Below are 15,099 nucleotides of genomic sequence, written 5' to 3'. Positions count from 1 at the left end.
TGTTCGTGGCCGCGGCGGCCAGCGTGGGCGCCATCGGCATCGCCGCGTGGCGCGGCCTGCCGCGCTTTGCCCCTACCACCGCCCTGCCCTACGGCCAGTTGCTGGCTTCGCTGGGCACGCTCTGGCAGCGCCATGCGCCGCTGCGCCGCGCCGCGCTGGCGCAGGGCCTGCTCTCGGTAGGCTTCAGCGCGTTCTGGTCCACGCTGGCCGTCATGCTGCATGGCGCACCCTTCCACCTGGGCAGCACGGCGGCCGGGGCATTCGGCCTGGCCGGGGCCGCAGGCGCCCTGGCCGCGCCCCTCGCAGGGCGGCTGGCAGACCGCAGGGGCCCCGAGCGGGTCACGCGCCTGGGCGCTGGCCTGGCCGCCGTGTCCTTTGCCGCCATGGCATGGAGCCCCTGGCTCAGCCCTTCAGCCCAGCTATGCCTGCTGGTGGTCTGCGCCATCGGCTTCGACCTAGGCGTCCAGGCCTCGCTGATCGCGCACCAGACCATCGTCTACGGCATCGACCCGGGGGCCCGCAGCCGGCTCAATGCCGTGCTGATGACGAGCATGTTCATCGGCATGGCGGCCGGCGCCGCCCTGGGCAGCCTGCTGCTGGCCCGGTGGGGGTGGATGGGCGTCTCGGCGCTGGCAGTGGCGGCCAGCCTGGCGGCCCTGGCCGTGCGCATGGCAGGCGCCCGCGGGCCCGCAGGCGCCGCCGCCGCCTGACGATGCCAGCGCCCAGGCGCAACCGTCCCGGGATCAGGCCCCTGGCGGCACCCACTCACGCACAAAGCCTGCAGCGTCCTGCCGCGCGGGCGGCTGCAAGCGGTCCTTGGGCGTACCCATGTACAGAAAGCCGAGCATGCGGTCGCTGGCGCCCAGGCCCAGCGCAGACTTCACGCTGTCGTTGTAGGCATTGACCCCGGTGGCCCAGAAACCGCCGAAGCCGAGGATGTGCAAGGCGTTGAGCATGTTCATCACGGCCGCGCCGGCAGCCAGCACCTGCTCGCTCTCAGGCACCTTGTGCGGCGCCTTCACAAGCGCCACCAGCGCGACGAGCAGGGGCACCGCCATGGCCTTGGAACGAAAGCGCTCTCCATCATCGTAGGGATCGCGTGCCCGCGCCGCCCGCGCAAACACCTGGCCCAGCGCATGGCGCGCATCCCCACGCACGACGATGAAGCGCCAGGGCCGCAGTTGCCCATGGTCGGGGGCGCGCATGGCAGCGGCGAATACCAGGTCCAGCGCCGCCGCATCCGGCGCAGGCTCGACCAGCGGCCAAGGCGAATGCCGGCTGAGCAGCAGGTCCATGGCGTGGCGCTGCTCGGGCGACATCGGGGGATGGGGCAAGACCGGACGGGAGGGCTCAGAGACTGACACGGTGTCCTTTGCAAACAAGGCGAAGAGGACACTCCGGCGCCAGCGGGGCGCTTGATCGATGGCAGCGAAGATCGGTGGCGGGCAGTCTGGAGGCCATGGGCCCGGGCAGTCCGGGAACCATGGATCCAGGGGGCTGGCTGGCGCCGGGGGATGTGGCCACGGCAAGGGCGCCATCGTTCACCGGAGTGTCGCAGGGTGAACAGTGGCCATCGTAGAGCAGCGCCCAGCCCGCTGCCCAGGCACCGCTTTTTCACCGGACTCGCGGCAGGGTGTCTTTGCCGCGACCACAGTGGTCTCTCCAGTCCGACTCGAACGGACATGCCCGAAGGCCCCAGGGTTTGAGACTGGTGCGTCTGCCAATTGCGCCATGGAGAGGGTCTTTGAATGGGGTGCACGAACGGAATCGAACCGTCGTCGGCGGGATCACAACCCGAAGCTCTGCCATTGAGCTACGCGCACCATGAGAGAGGAACAACAGATGATGGAGGTGCGGACCGGATTCAAACCGGTGTCTGCGGATTTGCTATCCGCTGCATGGTCGCTTTGCTACCGCACCCTGGGGTGCCTGCGAAACAGGCACCGGAAACTGGCCCCACGTGCACGACTCGAACGTGCAACCCCTTGCTTCGTAAACAAGTGCTCTGATCCATGGAGCTAACGCGGGAAGAATGGATGGCGTTCCGCAGGGGAGTCGAACCCCTGGCTTCCTGGGGCCTGTTCACCCTGATTTCGGGGTCGCGAAATCAGGGTGAACAGGCCCTGACAGGGAGGCACTCTGGCCACTGAGTTAGCGGAACAAAAATGCTGGTCTGGGTGGCAGGATTTGAACCTGCAGCCTCCTGCGTCCAAGGCAGGCTGTCCACCAGATTGACAGTACACCCAGCAAATAATTGGTGCCCCAGGGGAGAGTCGAACTCCCAGAATTCCGCTTCTAAGGCGGACACGTATGCCAGTTCCGTCACCGGGGCGTGAAGATGAAAAAAAAGCGCTCTCCATTTCGGTTGTGCCCTCGCGCGATGGGCCACGCGCGGCCTGCGCGCGCCCCGTCGACATCGCTGCACAAGGGGGATCGCTATCCCCTGCACATCCCGCCAGGCCGTCCACGCGGCTGTCTTCTGGCGGTGGGGCGAAGGCACACCCGAAATAGTTGTTGTCTGAACCACAGGCGGGGTCAGTGCACCGGTGCCATGTCCAGCCAGGCCCCGCAGCAAGTTGTGAAAGAGCAATCGATGGCCTGCAGCACGATCACCGCAGGCACTGAAAACCAAATACAAAGCAAAACAAAAAGGCCCGGAACCTTGCGGTGCCCGGGCCTCTGCGAAGAGAGCTTGGAAGGGAATGCGCCTACGCGCTCCCTCCACCCGGTGGCCAACGATCCCCATCGTGCGCCCGTGCGCACAAACCAGCCGCCAGACACGGCAGCAGGCGCAGGACGGCACACGGTGCGGCCACAGCGGCGCGCACGAGCACGCGGCCCGGTGCGGGTTGGCGGCTGGTGAGGGTGGCGGTGGCGTTCATGGCGAATCCTGGAGGAAGGGAGGGCAATCGGTCGAAATGGAGTGCGGTCGAAACCGCGATGCAGGCAAATGAAAAGAGTCTTTACCAAACAGTCAACACCCTGGTGAAGAAAAATTCTTGGGCTACAGCCGTTTTCAGCGCGACGGTAACGTGCCTTCGCGCAGCTGCAGCACCCGGGCCACAAAGTCCGCATGGCTGCCGGTGGGCTGCTGGAGCAGCGGCAGGCCTGTCGCACGGGCCGCCGCCTCCAGGGCCTGCGGCCAGGACAGGCCCTCGCCCGCCTGCACCAGCTTGCGCGCCTGGGCCCCCAGCACCAGTTCCTGCCCCCAAAAGTACACCTCGCGCGCCTGAACGTGGGACTGCATGCATTGCACGTCGGGCAGCGTGCGTGGTTCTGCGATGCCCAGCCAGATGTCGGCATACAGGAAGTCGACGGGCGGCGTGCCGGGCGCAGGCCGCCATTCCAGGGCATCGGCCTGCACCAGTTCCACCTTTTGCGCAGCCGATGCGGGCAGGCCGTCCAGCACGCGGCACTGCTCGAACAGTTCCAGCACCTCGGCGTCGCGCTCCACCACCGTGACCTTGTGCACCGTGGGCTGAAGCGCGATGTTGGCCGTGGTCCAGCCCATGCCCAGGCCCATCACGACCGTGTGCCCGTGCGCATGGCGGCACGCCAGCGCCTGGCTTGCGATTTCGAAGGGCGAGCGCGACATCCAGGTTTCCCAACGGTCGCCGGCCCCCTTGCGCAGCAGCACGGCCGAGTCCGCCGCGACGCAGGGACCGCTGTGATAGCCGCGGTCCAGCCCCACGCCGCCGCGCCGCATCTGCCATTGCCCCACGGCGTACTCGGGGTATGCAGGCATGTACCAGGGGGATTCGAACAACGGCAGGCCCAGGGCCTGCGCCAGTGCACCAGCCGGTGGTTGCGAAAGGAGGGGGGCGTCGGGGGATGATGGCATGTGCATGGCAGCCATCTTAGGAACGGGCCACCACCCCGTCCAATGAATCATGGCCGCCCAGCGATGCGCCCGCAATGCAAAACGCCCCAGCACCGTTGAAAGTGCTGGGGCGTTAGCTTGTTTGGTGGCCTGGGGCGGAATCGAACCACCGACACAAGGATTTTCAATCCTCTGCACACCTAAGCATTCAAGCGCCTTTGGCCGGTATTTGTGGGAATACTTGGGCTTTTCCGCGTGGCTCACACAGGATTTTAGCGAGGGCAGTTTCCCACAGATTTAGCTCTTGAACTGCCCGTGCAACGCCATCAGCCGCTGGGCCAGGCCCTCGGGGTCAATGCGCATGTTGCTGGGCGTGCAGGTGCCGGCGCAGACGTGCTCATACCAGACGTGGTAGCCGGACAGGTCGGGCAGCGCATGGCCGGCGGCCTCCCGGATCGCGGCGCTGATGCTGATGGTGTCGAAGGTGCCCAGCTCTTCCCGGCCGTCCATGACGTGGGCACGATAGTGGCCAGGTTCGACCTTGACGATGTGCAGGGACAGCAACATGCAAAAAGACGCCCGCGCGTGGCGGGCTCAAAAGGGAGGGTGCCAGTTGGAGTGCCTGGCGATGCAATGATAGCTGCGGTGCGGGCCAAAGAAAAAGCCCGCACTAGGCGGGCTCGGGGGGGGTAGGCCTATGATGGTGTGTTGGAGGTCGCCGGATGCGGGACAGCCACAGCGGGAATTTTCGCCGGTTCAGTCTGTGGGACGAGGGGCGGGCCTGGAACCACAAGCTGCAGCACCAAGTCACTGTGCTCGTACATAGTTTCCTTGATCTTGTGGCCCAGTGGTGCAAGGTACAGTTGTGCGCCTTCCCTGCGGGCGAATTTCATGGCCGGCACGAAGTCGCTATCGCCAGTCACCAGCACAATCACTTGGGCCTGCTTTTTGAGCGTGAGCGCGGCAATGTCCATGCCGATGCGCATGTCCACCCCCTTCTGTGTGATTGCTGGCTTGAGGTCGGCTTCTAGTATTTCCACCCGGTCGCCTGTGGCCTTGTCCAACTTTCTGGCGTTGATGCGCCAGCCATTGAAGCTCAGTTCTCCCAACCGAAGTGCCATCAGTGGCAAGCGGGAGAGGTGCAGGAACAATTGCTTCGAGCGTGCTACGAGAGGATCTTTAGAGAACTCGATGGCACCACCGTTGAGGGGCTTTTTTTCAGTCGATTCGAGGGGTACGGAGTCGTAGTAATACACGCGGTGCAACCGCATATGTTCCAGAGCTGAGTCTTCGACAATCGCTGTGATGAGACGTTTGAAATCGTCCGCAGCCGCGGGCGTCTTTGCGTTGCCGAGCTTGCGTTTGGCGAAGCCGCCGTCGATCAGGATTGCGAAATTGACGGTCATGCAGGCAAAAAAATTGGCCGCCAAACAGGTCGAAGGTCAAGCCTTCTGTTACATGTCACCTGTGGGGCAGCCGTCTCTTATCGAGGCCTTGATCCTATGCTAGGAGACCTGTGGATACTGTGGATAACCGCCGAAAATTCGGCCGTATACCACTTTTTTCACTGTTCATTCGCACAGGCTTCGTGTTTGTTACAGGCTGGTACTAGTTTTGGGACGTTTTCGCCAGCTCCAAGGCTCCACCGCCCCAGGTAGAGCCCACAGCCCGCGCCCCATAGCCCGCGCGCCGGCTTCCAACCCGGCCAGGGCCTCATACCCCCGACCGTACTTGACGTAGTACCAGGCCATGCCCGCCTGGACCTGCTCGGCCGCTACATCCTGCCCGCGGCACTCCACATCGCCCACAGTGCGCCCGTATCGGTCGGTGTCTTTGGGGCTGATGCGGGCCCAGGTCTTGAAGCACAGGCCGGCTAGATTCTGGCGCGAGGCCTCGCCGAAGGGCTGGCGCTTCTCGGGTGCGTCGATGGCACTGATGCGCACGGTGATTTGCTGGTAGGAACCGGGCTCGCCACAGCGGGCCTTCAGGGTGTCGCCGTCAGTGATGGCAACCACCAAGCACAGCAGAACAGCGGATGCCGGCATCGGACTTACTTGCGAGGAACGATCTGGATGGTGCCGAGGCCGCTGTCTCCGGGCAAAGCTGACGGCGTGGGTCTGATCCAGTGGATCCACACCCCATGCATCCAGGCCCCGCAGTAGATGACGCACAGCACCAGGATGCCCCACTGCTGGGCCGTCCACGCGGCATAGAACCACCCGGGCTGCCCGAGCATGCCGAAGATGCAGGCCCACCGGCGCAGACGGTCGGTGCGGGTCTGCGACAGCCAGGCCGCGAGGGCGCCGAACAGCGCGATGGTGATCTGGTCCCAGGTCATGGCGCGATTGTGCAGCACTGGATAAACGATCAGCAAAAATCTTTCTGTGCAGTAGCAAAAATGCTTGCGTTAATAAGCATTTTTGCTACAATAACTCCATCGCAACAACAGAAAGGTAGGCAGTGAAAGCAAGCGAACTGAAGAGGTTGCTTGCAAAACAGGGGGCACAGTTCGAAGAGGGGAAGCGACACACCAAGGTCACCCTCAACGGAAAGCAAACAGTTTTGCCAAGACACCCCAGCAAGGAGCTTAAAGAAGGAACTAGACAAGCCATCTTGAAGCAACTCGATATCAAATGAGAGGGGGCCCGAAAGGGCCTACCTCGGTTCGCTTTGCAGTCACTGCCTGGAACGTAGTTTATGAAATTTCCCGCGCTTTTCGCTCCGGCGGCTGAAGGTGGGTTCACGGTCACGTTCCGCGACGTGCCCGAGGCGATCACCGAAGGTGACACCCTGGAGGAGGCCGAGACCATGGCCCTGGATGCCCTGGTCACGGCGATGGAGTTCTACTTCGACGACGGGCGCCCCGTACCGGCGCCCAGCAAGGCAAAGGCGGGCGAGCGCTTGGTCGCTCTGCCCGCATCTGTCGCTGCCAAGGTGCATCTTCTCAACGCCAGGCTGGCCAGCAAGATGAAGACCGTGGACGTGGCCCGCGCCATGGGTATCAAACCCCAGGAACTGGCGCGCATCTACGATCTGAAGCACGCCACTAAGATCGACACCATCGCGGCTGCCATGGCCGCCCTGGGGCTTAATCTAAGCGTGCGTGTGGATCCAGAGGCCGCGTATGTCTTCGACACGCGCACGGCCGAAAACCTCAAGGCGATTGCCAAAGTGAAGGCCGGGGAGCCCCGCGAGATCCTCGTGGTGCCTGACACCGATCTTGAAGCCGAACCTCTGCGGGCTGTGGCTTTCATCGAGCCAGGGGACGGCATCGAATGGATGAAGGTGATGGTGCACGGCAACGATCTCCCAATGGTGATCGCCGCCGAGGATGTGCCGCAAAGCATCGAAGCACTGAAGGCGACCCGCAAGCGCCGGCAGGCTGTCGCCTAAGCCCTCACCAGTACAATGCTCTTCAGCCGGCTTACTTTCAAGCCAGGAAGTGTTCCTTGGGTGGTGACGCGCTTCGGCAACAGTGAGTATCCAATCTCACCCCACCCGTGTGGACCAGGTAAGCCCCCCGTAGAAATACGTGGGGCTTATTTTTTGCCAAGTGGAGCAGTGCATACGACCAGCCCCGCACGCAGCTGCACCTCGTACCCCTCGCGGCGATCGATCTCGGCCAGGGCCGCGCGCAGCAGCACCCAGGGGTGAGCGCCAGGCAGCAGCAGCTCGGTAGGCATGGCAGGCCGGTTGGGCACCGGTTCGCGGCACTCTACGGGCGTGGGCACCAGCACGCGCACGGCAGGGGCCGGCGCGGGGCTTGCGCAGCCCACCAGCGCCAGCGCGCCAAGCAGCAAGACAGCGGCCTTCATGGCTTCGCCCTCCCCTGCAGCCACTCGTCGCCCATGGCCTGCATGCTGGCGCACAGGTCGGCGGGCTTGCTGGGCTGCAGGCTCAGCGTGGCATCGGCGCGGGCCTGGTGCATGCGCGCGGTGCTGGCGGCGGCAGCGCGGGCCGGCGCGGCGGCTGCGGTGCGCCGGTCGGCCAGCTCGCGCAGTGCCTCGGTTGCATCGCTGCAGGCCGTGGCATCGGCCCGGGCCTGGTCGCGCTGCGTGGTGGCCGTAGCCAGGCTGGCGGCGGCCTTGGCCTGGGCGGCGGCGGCCTGGTCGCGTTGCTCCAGGTATGCCCAGCCCAGGACAGCATTGCCGGCCAGGCTGAGCAGCAGAACGACGGCGCCCGCGCTCATGGCGTGCCCCAAGGGCCGCAGTAGGCCCCGCCGAAGAACTGGGCGCAGTGTACTACCTGGGTCCAGCGCACGCCATCCAGGCGCCACACTGTCAGGCCGAGGTCTGCGGCGTCTTGCAGACTCAGCCCGCCGGCCAGCAGCACGTTGGCCTGGCCGGGGATCGTGCCGCAGCGTTGATAGCACTGGCTGGGGTTCACCCAGCCGTCATGCCCGCGCCAGGCAATCTCAGTGCCGGGCAGCGCGTAGGCCGTGGCCAGGTACTGCTGCGGCTCGGGCGTGGCCGGCGCCGTGATGTGCAGCAGGCCGGCGAGGATCAGGATGTCGAGGCTCATTTCGGCAGGCCCTCCAGGCATTGGCGCGTCTCGTCGGCGCGCCGGTTGGCCAGCCCTTGAACGAAGCGCATTTCGGGCCGGCCATCGGGCAGCACGCGGCCGGTGCGCACGTAGGACCACACGGGCTTGCCGCTGTCCGACAGGCCCAGGCGCCGGCAGCCCAGCGCCCAGTCGCCCGCGTTCCAGGCGGCCATGGCCTGGCTGGCGCAGGTGTTGCCCGCGCCGTTGTTCCAGGCATGGCTGGTGGCCATGTCGAAGACGGATTGCGGCGGCGTGCGGGTGAAGCACTTGGCCAGGCGCAGCTGCAGCGCCTCGATGGCGGCGCCCTCTTCCCGCGCGCACTGCTCGGGGCTCCAGCGCTCACCCACCACCACGGGCGTGGTGGTCACGTGGCGCGTGATCCCCTTGCACACGGTGGGCAGGCCGCTGGCCAGCTGGTCGGCGTAGACCAGGCCCGGGTCGCGCTGGTCCGGCTCCCACTGGCCCAGAATGCCCACGACGGCGGCCGAGGCGGCGAGCAGTACACCCCCGGCTACCTTGATGGTGCGGGCGCGATCAGTCATCGTCGGCACCCAGTTGGCCCAGGTCGGTATCGGTGTCCATGCCCTTGCGCAGGCGGGCCACGCGCAGCTGGTGCTCTACCTCCTGGCGCGCGTTGGCCTTGCGCTTGTACCACCAGGTGATGATCAGGCCGGCGATGGCCACGGCCGCGCCCACCAGCCCCAGGAACTCGTTCGAGGTGATCCAGCTGAAGCTGGTGAGCCCCACGCCGGTGACGATGGTTTTGCTGCCGGCGGCGCCCAGCTGCTCGACGGTTTGGTCTTTCATGCGTGCCTTTCAGAGGGCGAAAAAAAACCCGCTCTCAGCGGGTTGGGGGTACATGGTGCGGATCAGGGCTGCGGCGCCGTTGGGCCCGTATCGCTCGGGCTCGTGCCAGGCCAGGGCCCCGCCCAAGAACTCGCTGCAGAACCAGGCGCACGGGTCCTGCGGCACGATGGGCAGAACGAAACGCAGATTGCCCGCGAGGTCGTAGGGCAGGCCCATGTGATCGCGCACCCACTGGCGGGCGCGGGGCTCCAGGTGGTCGGGCAGCGCCAGCGCGTCCCAGTGGCCGCGACGGTAGGCGATGCGCTTTTCCCGGGTGCCGCCGTCCACCCAGGATGCAGAGGCCGACACCCCATCGCTGAAGACCAGCTCGCAGTGGCTGTAGGGGCCGTGGTCCACGATGCGCACAGCGTGGCTGTAGAGCGCGCCCAGGCCGGGCCGGATGGCCTTGTAAAAGGCGGCGTGCATCAGCCGCCCCCCACGCCGAGCTGCGCTCGCACCACGGCAACGAAGCCGGCCCATGCGGTGCGCACGGCCACCAGGTCAGCCATGGACGAAGCGGCGCGGGCCTGTTCCTTTAGCGCCAGGCGCTGCGCGCGAATCGCCTGCTGGGCGCCGCGCCAGATTGCCGACTGCTGCAGGATCTCGTCGGCGGCCTGCTCGGGGGTCCAGCCCTTGGGATCGGCCCAGCTCTGCACCATCGACGGCACGGGGCCGGCGTAATTGGCCTCCGCGAAGGCCTTGGCTTGGCGTTCGGCCTCCTCATACTCGGCCTGGCGGTTGCCGATGGCCAGGCGGTAGATCTCGTCCACGTCAGCGTCGATGTGGGCCACGGTGCTGGCCACGCCCGCCGGCAGGTCCACCAGCACCAGCAGGCGGTCGGGGTCCGCGTAGCAGGTCTCGGGCGTTTCCCACCCGCCCCGCTGGGCGCTCCAGGCCACGGGCTTGGTGCCCGACACCACGTTGTTGCCGCTCTGGTCTTGAAGGTGCCACATGATGGCCTCCATGGTCATGCCACGATGCCGAGCAGCACGGCCTGCGTGCCCCCGGTGATGACGGCCTTGCACCCCACCGGCGTCGAGCTGCGGCGGTCGAAGCTCACGGACGGCATGGTCTGGTTGGCGCGCCAGCGGCCGGCCGTGGCCACCTGCACGGCCTGGCCGTCACTGCCTGCCGATATCGCCACGCCCAGGACCGATGCAGCCTGCGGCGCCACGCGGCCGTGGGCCGACACGCCGGTCACGGCCGAGTTGCAGAACGTGTACGCCAGCAAGCCAGAGGGCAGTAGCTCGGCCCACAGGCCGTAGGCGGTGGTTGAGATCGCCTGGATGGTCAGCGCGGTGGCCTCGCTGGTCATCGTGCTGTCGTAGGCGATTGCCGAGACGCTGCCGGAGCCGGAGCGGGATTGATGGGCGTACAGCACGGGCCCAGTGCCTACCCGGTCGATCAGCAGCCCTTCGTTGGCAGTGGTCAGCGCGGCTGGCGCGCTGCCGGACGCCAGGCGGTTGCCGGCGTTGTCGTACTGCGCGATCAACCCGCTGAAGACAGCCAGGAAGAACCCGCCCCCGGCGCGCGCGCGGATCATGGTCCGGTTCACGGCACCTGCAGCCAGTCCGGTGTTGTTGGTGACCGTGGTCAGCAGGACCCCCGCGCTGTCATACAGCCGCACCGCCGAGGTGGTGTCGGTGGTCGGGTCGATCAGCGCTACGTTGCCGTTGCTCAGCTCGGCCGCCATGTTTTCGTACAGCATGAAGTTGAGATTGCTGGTCCCCGTGAAAACCGTGGTCAGCGCGCCCTGCAGCACCCCGCTCGCGTTGTAGCGGGCGAACTTGTAGGCCGCCGTGGCGGTGCTGCGGTAGTAGTAGATCCAGTACCCGCCGGCCGCCAGCGGCAGCACGCAGAAGTACTGCCCAGCGACAGCCGCCTCGATGCTCGTTTCGGTGCCCTGAAGGGCGCCCGAGGCGTTGTAGCGCTGGAAGAACACGCCATTGGAGCCTGTCTTGTCGTAGGCGATCACAAGGTCGCCATTGGCCAGCACCGCAGCGTTCCATCCAGCCATCGAGGAGCTGCCGATATTAGCCACCGCAACCGTGGCCTGTACTACGGCGCCCGCGTTGGTGAAGACCGCCATCTTCAAGGCGGTGTTCTCGCCCCAGACAATGGCGAAATTGGCAGCGTTCAGCTTGAGCACACGCATGGATGCGATCTGGCTTGCGGCCGACACAGCAATCTGCGCGACCTGTGCCTTGATGGGGCTGTAAATGCGGCACGTCAGCGCTGTGGCCGGCGCAGCGCCATCGCCGCTGTACAGGCAAGCCACGTTGCCATTGCCCAGCGCCGCCAACATGCGCCCCGATGCCGGCGTGCCGCCGTAGTTGGCCGCCGCGACGTGCGCCGTCACCCCCAGGCCGGCGATGGCAGTCACGCCGGACCCGGTGTTCTGGGTGGCAAGCGAAAGGCCATCCACGGCCCGGCGGCCGGCGCCCGAGGCCTCCACGCGCACGTAGTCGCCGGCCGCCACGGCATCGCCGGTGATGGTGACGGATACAGGTTCATGCACCGCGGCTGCGGTACTGGTGATGGTTCGTCCCATGGATTTCCTCCTTATTCCTCAAAACCGAAAGCCACGGCCGACACTTCGGCGGCCGAGGAGCGAACTACCAGGTACTGGCCAGAGCCGACCACGATGGCCGAGCGCTCCAGCACGCCCGCCACGGGCAGGTAGGCATCGAACTCCAGCCACTCGGCCGCCGTGGGCGTGGCCGTGGCGGCCAGGGCCACACGCACCAGCGCAGCCGAGGCGCCGCGGTTGACCACCGAGAGGGTCACGGTGCCGGTGGCGCCGGTGGGGTTGTAGACGGTGGTGTTTGCATTGGCAGCGAGATCCGCCGCGCCCAGTTTTCCGTTTGCCATGGATCAGGCTCCTGCGTAGTAAAAAAGCTTGTTGCGGGGGAAGTGCGCGGGTGGGCCGCTAATGGCCACGAACCACTGTGCGAAAGTGCCCGCGCCCTCGGTGTGCGTGATGTAGAGCTCCAGGTCTCCGGTCGCCTGGTTGTAGTTCTGGATGCGGCCGTACATCACCTCCCCGCTGACGGTGCTGCAGGTCACGAACATGCCGGGCCGCAGGTCCTTGCCGGGCTGGATCACCAGGTTGGGCTCGCTTTCTTCGATGGTCAGCACCGTGGTGCTGGTGGCGATGGTGCCCGGGGCATTGAGCGCGGTGAGCGCGGCGTCCACCGCCTCGTCGCGCGCAGCCACCACCTCCTGCGCTTTCGCGCTGGCGACATCGGCGCTGCCCTTCGCCTCGGTGGCGTTGTTGAACGTGTTGTCGCCCAGGGCCTTGATGCCGATGGCATACGTGGGCATCTGGTTGCCCCAGGCATAGGCCAGCGCGTTGTAGGTGCCCGCGGCCTTTTCGTTGACGCCCGGAAATGGCAGCGCGGCCGGCGCGGCCGGAACAGGTTGGATAGCCATCAGATGAACCCTTCTACTGAGATGGTTGCGCGCGAGAGCGCGTTGTTGGTGGCGACCAGGTCGCCGGTGACGATGCCCACGGTGTTCAGCCAGCCGAACTTGGGCAGCCGGCTGGCCTCCACGACGACGGGGGTATCCAGGATCTGCATCAAGATGGCCGAGGCGGCCAGGGCCTCGCTGCTCTCCAGAATCACCGTGAAATCCACGTTGGTGGCGCTGCCGCGCTGCTCGCGCTCGAACGTTCCGTCATCGTTGAAGCGGCGATAGGTGTAGCTCTTGGGGCGCGCGCGCGGGCCCGACTCCACCCCGCCGAACTTGTCCGCGCCGATCAGCGACTGCCACACGCCAACGCTCAGCTTGCCAATGCCCACGGTGGCCGCCGGCCCGCCTGTCACGGTCACGGTGACCTCGCCCGTGGGGCTGATGGGGATGTCGCGCAAGGACGCATCGGAGCGCTTGGGCAACGGGAGGAACAGCAGCTCGTACAGGCCTAGGGCCTGCTCGAAGAGGTCGAGGTCCACCTCGGCCGTCACGGTGCCGCCCGGGGCGTCCTTGGCGGTGATCTTGATCCGGTCGCCGACGATGCCGCGCACGTCCACCGCGCGATAGAAGCCTGGCTGCAGCACATAGGTCACGGTGCCGGTGGCCTGGCCCCTCGTCGATAGGTAGTAGTCGAAGGGGGCATAGCGGTTGCTGGCACGCTTGCGCAGCCAGTTTTTCGCATCCAGCCGGGGCAGCACCGTGCTGCCGGTGTGGTCCTTCACACACTCATAAATGGCGTGCTCGCTCAGCCGCTCATTGCCGACGACATAGGCGGCACTGGCCACCCATGCAGTCTCGCCCGTGTCGGGCTCGGCAATGGTGGTGCCCGCCTTGATCATGTCGTCAGTGATCTCGATGGGAATGAGGATGTTCATGCAGCCAGCTCCACCTTGTTCATGATTTCCGCCCGGATGCCGTTGCCGCCTTCTGTGACGTTGTCCCACAGCTCCACTGCCGCCTCGGCGTGGGTGTTGCCCGCCTCCTGCAGGCTCTGCAGCCGCTGCACCTCGGCGGTGAGCCGTGCCAACTGCGCTTCGAGCCGCGAGGTATCGCCCAGGCCACGCCCGTGCACCATCGGATTGAAGGCCGTGGGGATCACCATCTCGCCCCGCTGCAGCAGCGCGTAGCCTGTCTCAGGCACGTAGGGCGTGCCATCGTGAAAGATCGGGCGGCCCAGGGCCTTGGCCTCGGCCTCCAGCGTGCCCGGTGGCATCTTGAAGATCTCATTGGCAGTGGCCAGGCTGAACCCGCTCTTATCGAGCATGTCCAGGATCGCGTTCACGGTGCCCGCGCCAGGGTTGGCATTGAGCGCCTTCTGTGCCTCGGCCGCGATCACCCCGCTATCGAAGGCCACGCCGGTCTCGGTGATGCCTCGCCCTGTCACGGTGTTGAACTCGGCCTGGCCCCGGCCGGTGAGCATGTTCACCGGCTTGTTGGGCACCGCATTGGTCCTGCCCGCGAGCGCGTCCGCCAGGTCCTGCAGCGCATCTGCCACCGTGCCCACGCCGGAATTGATGCCCTTCAGTTCGTTGATCTGCTTTTGCGCATCGTCTACCAGGCGCTCCAGGTACTTGACCTGGCGCTCGGCCTCGGTCAACTGGTCGCCGCTGATGTCCTCCAGGTCCGACAGCTTGCCGGCCAGCACCAGGCGATCACGATCGCGCTCGAACTGGCTCGTGTACTGCGTGCCATCCATGCCGGCGCGCGCGTCGCGGATGGCGTTGGTGAGCGGCTTCAGCTCGGGCAGGATGCCGGTGGTCTGGGCCGCTGCCAGTGCCTTGGTGATGTAGTCCACACCCTGCGCGGCCGCAGCCTTGGACGTGCTCTCCACTTCTCCATACAGGTCATCGACCGACGATTCCAGCAGCTCAAAAACCGCCTTGATCTCGTCGCGCACCGTCTGCGCGGCAGTGAGTTCCCGCTGCACCACCTGCTGCAGGTTGGCGAAAGCCTCGTCGATCTCCGCGTCCTTTATGTCCGCCATCGCCCCGGCGGCCCGGACCAGCGACAGGCGCATGTCGTCGGTGGTGGTGCCCAGGTTGTAGACGCTCAGCACCGCGGCGGCAAACTGCTCCTTGCTGGCATTGGCCACCTGGCTGCCGCTCACGATGATGCCGGCATCGGTCAGGCCCTTGGCCACATCGTCGTACTGGGCCATGCGGCGCTGGCCAGGCGTGCGGTACTTGTCCAGCACTCCAGGCAGCTCCTGGGCGATGGTCTTTTGGAGCTTCAGGGCTTGGATGTTGTCGAACAATGCACGGTTGCTTTCGTGGAGAGCGTCACGCTGCCGCTTCAGGGCCTGGGCCGCTGTGTCGGTCAGCGAGTAGTACTCCTGCTGGAGGCCGTTGAGTTCGTTGCGCGCGTCATTGCTGAGGTTCACCACAGCGGCCGGATCGGTCGGGTTGTCAGCCAGGATC

At 66.1% G+C, this 15,099-nt stretch carries 21 protein-coding genes and 7 tRNA genes; 3 read left to right on the top strand and 25 right to left on the bottom strand.

All coding sequences use genetic code 11. The features are described 5' to 3' along the window. Nucleotides 1-710, top strand: a 710-nt coding sequence (locus ACK59X_RS06405) for an MFS transporter (RefSeq protein WP_409956060.1), incomplete at its 5' end; no start/stop codon positions are given. 33 nt (nt 711-743) lie between these two features. On the opposite strand, the gene ACK59X_RS06400 is transcribed toward ACK59X_RS06405, so the two are convergent. The 13 genes from ACK59X_RS06400 to ACK59X_RS06340 form a co-directional block, all read right to left on the bottom strand. Continuing rightward, nucleotides 744-1,319 carry a nitroreductase gene (locus tag ACK59X_RS06400; RefSeq protein ID WP_409956061.1) on the bottom strand — a complete coding sequence of 192 codons (576 nt, stop codon included), beginning with the start codon at nt 1,317-1,319 and terminating at the stop codon, nt 744-746. 335 nt (nt 1,320-1,654) lie between these two features. Next, nucleotides 1,655-1,739 (bottom strand) — tRNA-Leu (locus ACK59X_RS06395). A gap of 10 nt (nt 1,740-1,749) precedes the next feature. Next, nucleotides 1,750-1,823: transfer RNA gene (locus tag ACK59X_RS06390), tRNA-His, on the bottom strand. A gap of 23 nt (nt 1,824-1,846) precedes the next feature. Next, nucleotides 1,847-1,920, bottom strand: a tRNA-Cys gene (locus ACK59X_RS06385). Nucleotides 1,921-1,951: 31 nt separating this feature from the next. Then, nucleotides 1,952-2,028: transfer RNA gene (locus ACK59X_RS06380), tRNA-Arg, on the bottom strand. Nucleotides 2,029-2,037: 9 nt separating this feature from the next. Then, nucleotides 2,038-2,161, bottom strand: a tRNA-OTHER gene (locus ACK59X_RS06375). A gap of 8 nt (nt 2,162-2,169) precedes the next feature. After that, a tRNA-Pro gene (locus tag ACK59X_RS06370) sits at nt 2,170-2,247 on the bottom strand. An 8-nt stretch (nt 2,248-2,255) separates the two neighbouring features. Further along, nucleotides 2,256-2,332: transfer RNA gene (locus tag ACK59X_RS06365), tRNA-Leu, on the bottom strand. A gap of 684 nt (nt 2,333-3,016) precedes the next feature. Next, the gene (locus tag ACK59X_RS06360; protein WP_409956059.1) at nt 3,017-3,847 is read right to left on the bottom strand and encodes a hypothetical protein; all 831 of its coding nucleotides are present in this window, start codon (nt 3,845-3,847) and stop codon (nt 3,017-3,019) included. Nucleotides 3,848-4,117: 270 nt separating this feature from the next. Further along, complete coding sequence (locus ACK59X_RS06355; protein ID WP_409956058.1) at nt 4,118-4,387, bottom strand: hypothetical protein; 270 nt, start codon at nt 4,385-4,387, stop codon at nt 4,118-4,120. A gap of 128 nt (nt 4,388-4,515) precedes the next feature. After that, entirely contained in the window at nt 4,516-5,226 is a 711-nt protein-coding gene (locus ACK59X_RS06350) for an NYN domain-containing protein (protein WP_409956057.1), read from the bottom strand. A 189-nt stretch (nt 5,227-5,415) separates the two neighbouring features. Next, a complete protein-coding gene (locus ACK59X_RS06345; RefSeq protein WP_409956056.1) occupies nt 5,416-5,835 on the bottom strand; it encodes a thermonuclease family protein in 420 nt (139 codons plus the stop codon). Between the two features lie 35 nt (nt 5,836-5,870). After that, a complete protein-coding gene (locus ACK59X_RS06340) occupies nt 5,871-6,158 on the bottom strand; it encodes a hypothetical protein (RefSeq protein WP_409956055.1) in 288 nt (95 codons plus the stop codon). A 122-nt stretch (nt 6,159-6,280) separates the two neighbouring features. Here ACK59X_RS06340 and ACK59X_RS06335 point away from each other — a divergent pair, with 122 nt between their 5' ends. After that, nucleotides 6,281-6,457 carry a type II toxin-antitoxin system HicA family toxin gene (locus tag ACK59X_RS06335; RefSeq protein ID WP_409956054.1) on the top strand — a complete coding sequence of 59 codons (177 nt, stop codon included), beginning with the start codon at nt 6,281-6,283 and terminating at the stop codon, nt 6,455-6,457. A gap of 60 nt (nt 6,458-6,517) precedes the next feature. After that, nucleotides 6,518-7,213 carry a type II toxin-antitoxin system HicB family antitoxin gene (locus ACK59X_RS06330; protein ID WP_409956053.1) on the top strand — a complete coding sequence of 232 codons (696 nt, stop codon included), beginning with the start codon at nt 6,518-6,520 and terminating at the stop codon, nt 7,211-7,213. A gap of 146 nt (nt 7,214-7,359) precedes the next feature. Here the strand turns inward: ACK59X_RS06330 and ACK59X_RS06325 are convergent, their stop codons facing one another. The 12 genes from ACK59X_RS06325 to ACK59X_RS06270 all read right to left on the bottom strand — a co-directional run. Then, nucleotides 7,360-7,635, bottom strand: a complete 276-nt coding sequence (locus tag ACK59X_RS06325; protein ID WP_409956052.1) for a hypothetical protein — start codon at nt 7,633-7,635, stop codon at nt 7,360-7,362. Further along, entirely contained in the window at nt 7,632-8,009 is a 378-nt protein-coding gene (locus tag ACK59X_RS06320; RefSeq protein ID WP_409956051.1) for a hypothetical protein, read from the bottom strand. Before ACK59X_RS06320 ends, ACK59X_RS06325 begins: the two co-directional genes overlap by 4 nt. Then, complete coding sequence (locus tag ACK59X_RS06315; RefSeq protein ID WP_409956050.1) at nt 8,006-8,341, bottom strand: hypothetical protein; 336 nt, start codon at nt 8,339-8,341, stop codon at nt 8,006-8,008. Before ACK59X_RS06315 ends, ACK59X_RS06320 begins: the two co-directional genes overlap by 4 nt. Next, a complete protein-coding gene (locus ACK59X_RS06310; RefSeq protein WP_409956049.1) occupies nt 8,338-8,904 on the bottom strand; it encodes a lysozyme in 567 nt (188 codons plus the stop codon). The genes ACK59X_RS06315 and ACK59X_RS06310 overlap by 4 nt, the downstream gene beginning before the upstream one ends. Next, entirely contained in the window at nt 8,897-9,169 is a 273-nt protein-coding gene (locus ACK59X_RS06305; protein WP_409956048.1) for a holin, read from the bottom strand. The genes ACK59X_RS06310 and ACK59X_RS06305 overlap by 8 nt, the downstream gene beginning before the upstream one ends. A 9-nt stretch (nt 9,170-9,178) precedes the next feature. After that, complete coding sequence (locus ACK59X_RS06300; protein WP_409956047.1) at nt 9,179-9,634, bottom strand: hypothetical protein; 456 nt, start codon at nt 9,632-9,634, stop codon at nt 9,179-9,181. Continuing rightward, nucleotides 9,634-10,161, bottom strand: coding sequence for a hypothetical protein (locus tag ACK59X_RS06295; protein ID WP_409956046.1), 528 nt, complete (start codon nt 10,159-10,161; stop codon nt 9,634-9,636). The genes ACK59X_RS06300 and ACK59X_RS06295 overlap by 1 nt, the downstream gene beginning before the upstream one ends. A 14-nt stretch (nt 10,162-10,175) precedes the next feature. Continuing rightward, on the bottom strand, nt 10,176-11,759 hold the full coding sequence (locus ACK59X_RS06290) for a hypothetical protein (protein WP_409956045.1): 1,584 nt from the start codon (nt 11,757-11,759) through the stop codon (nt 10,176-10,178). An 11-nt stretch (nt 11,760-11,770) separates the two neighbouring features. Next, entirely contained in the window at nt 11,771-12,079 is a 309-nt protein-coding gene (locus ACK59X_RS06285) for a hypothetical protein (RefSeq protein WP_409956044.1), read from the bottom strand. A gap of 3 nt (nt 12,080-12,082) precedes the next feature. Beyond that, nucleotides 12,083-12,640: a hypothetical protein gene (locus ACK59X_RS06280; protein ID WP_409956043.1), complete on the bottom strand. Its 558-nt coding sequence runs from the start codon at nt 12,638-12,640 to the stop codon at nt 12,083-12,085. Further along, the gene (locus ACK59X_RS06275) at nt 12,640-13,557 is read right to left on the bottom strand and encodes a hypothetical protein (RefSeq protein ID WP_409956042.1); all 918 of its coding nucleotides are present in this window, start codon (nt 13,555-13,557) and stop codon (nt 12,640-12,642) included. The genes ACK59X_RS06280 and ACK59X_RS06275 overlap by 1 nt, the downstream gene beginning before the upstream one ends. Next, on the bottom strand, nt 13,554-15,099 hold a 1,546-nt coding region (locus tag ACK59X_RS06270), incomplete at its 5' end, for a hypothetical protein (RefSeq protein WP_409956041.1). The genes ACK59X_RS06275 and ACK59X_RS06270, both read right to left, overlap by 4 nt.

The sequence above is a fragment of the Acidovorax sp. genome (assembly GCF_046339755.1).
Taxonomy (GTDB): domain Bacteria; phylum Pseudomonadota; class Gammaproteobacteria; order Burkholderiales; family Burkholderiaceae_C; genus Acidovorax.
This window is presented reverse-complemented; position numbering and strand designations above follow the sequence as displayed.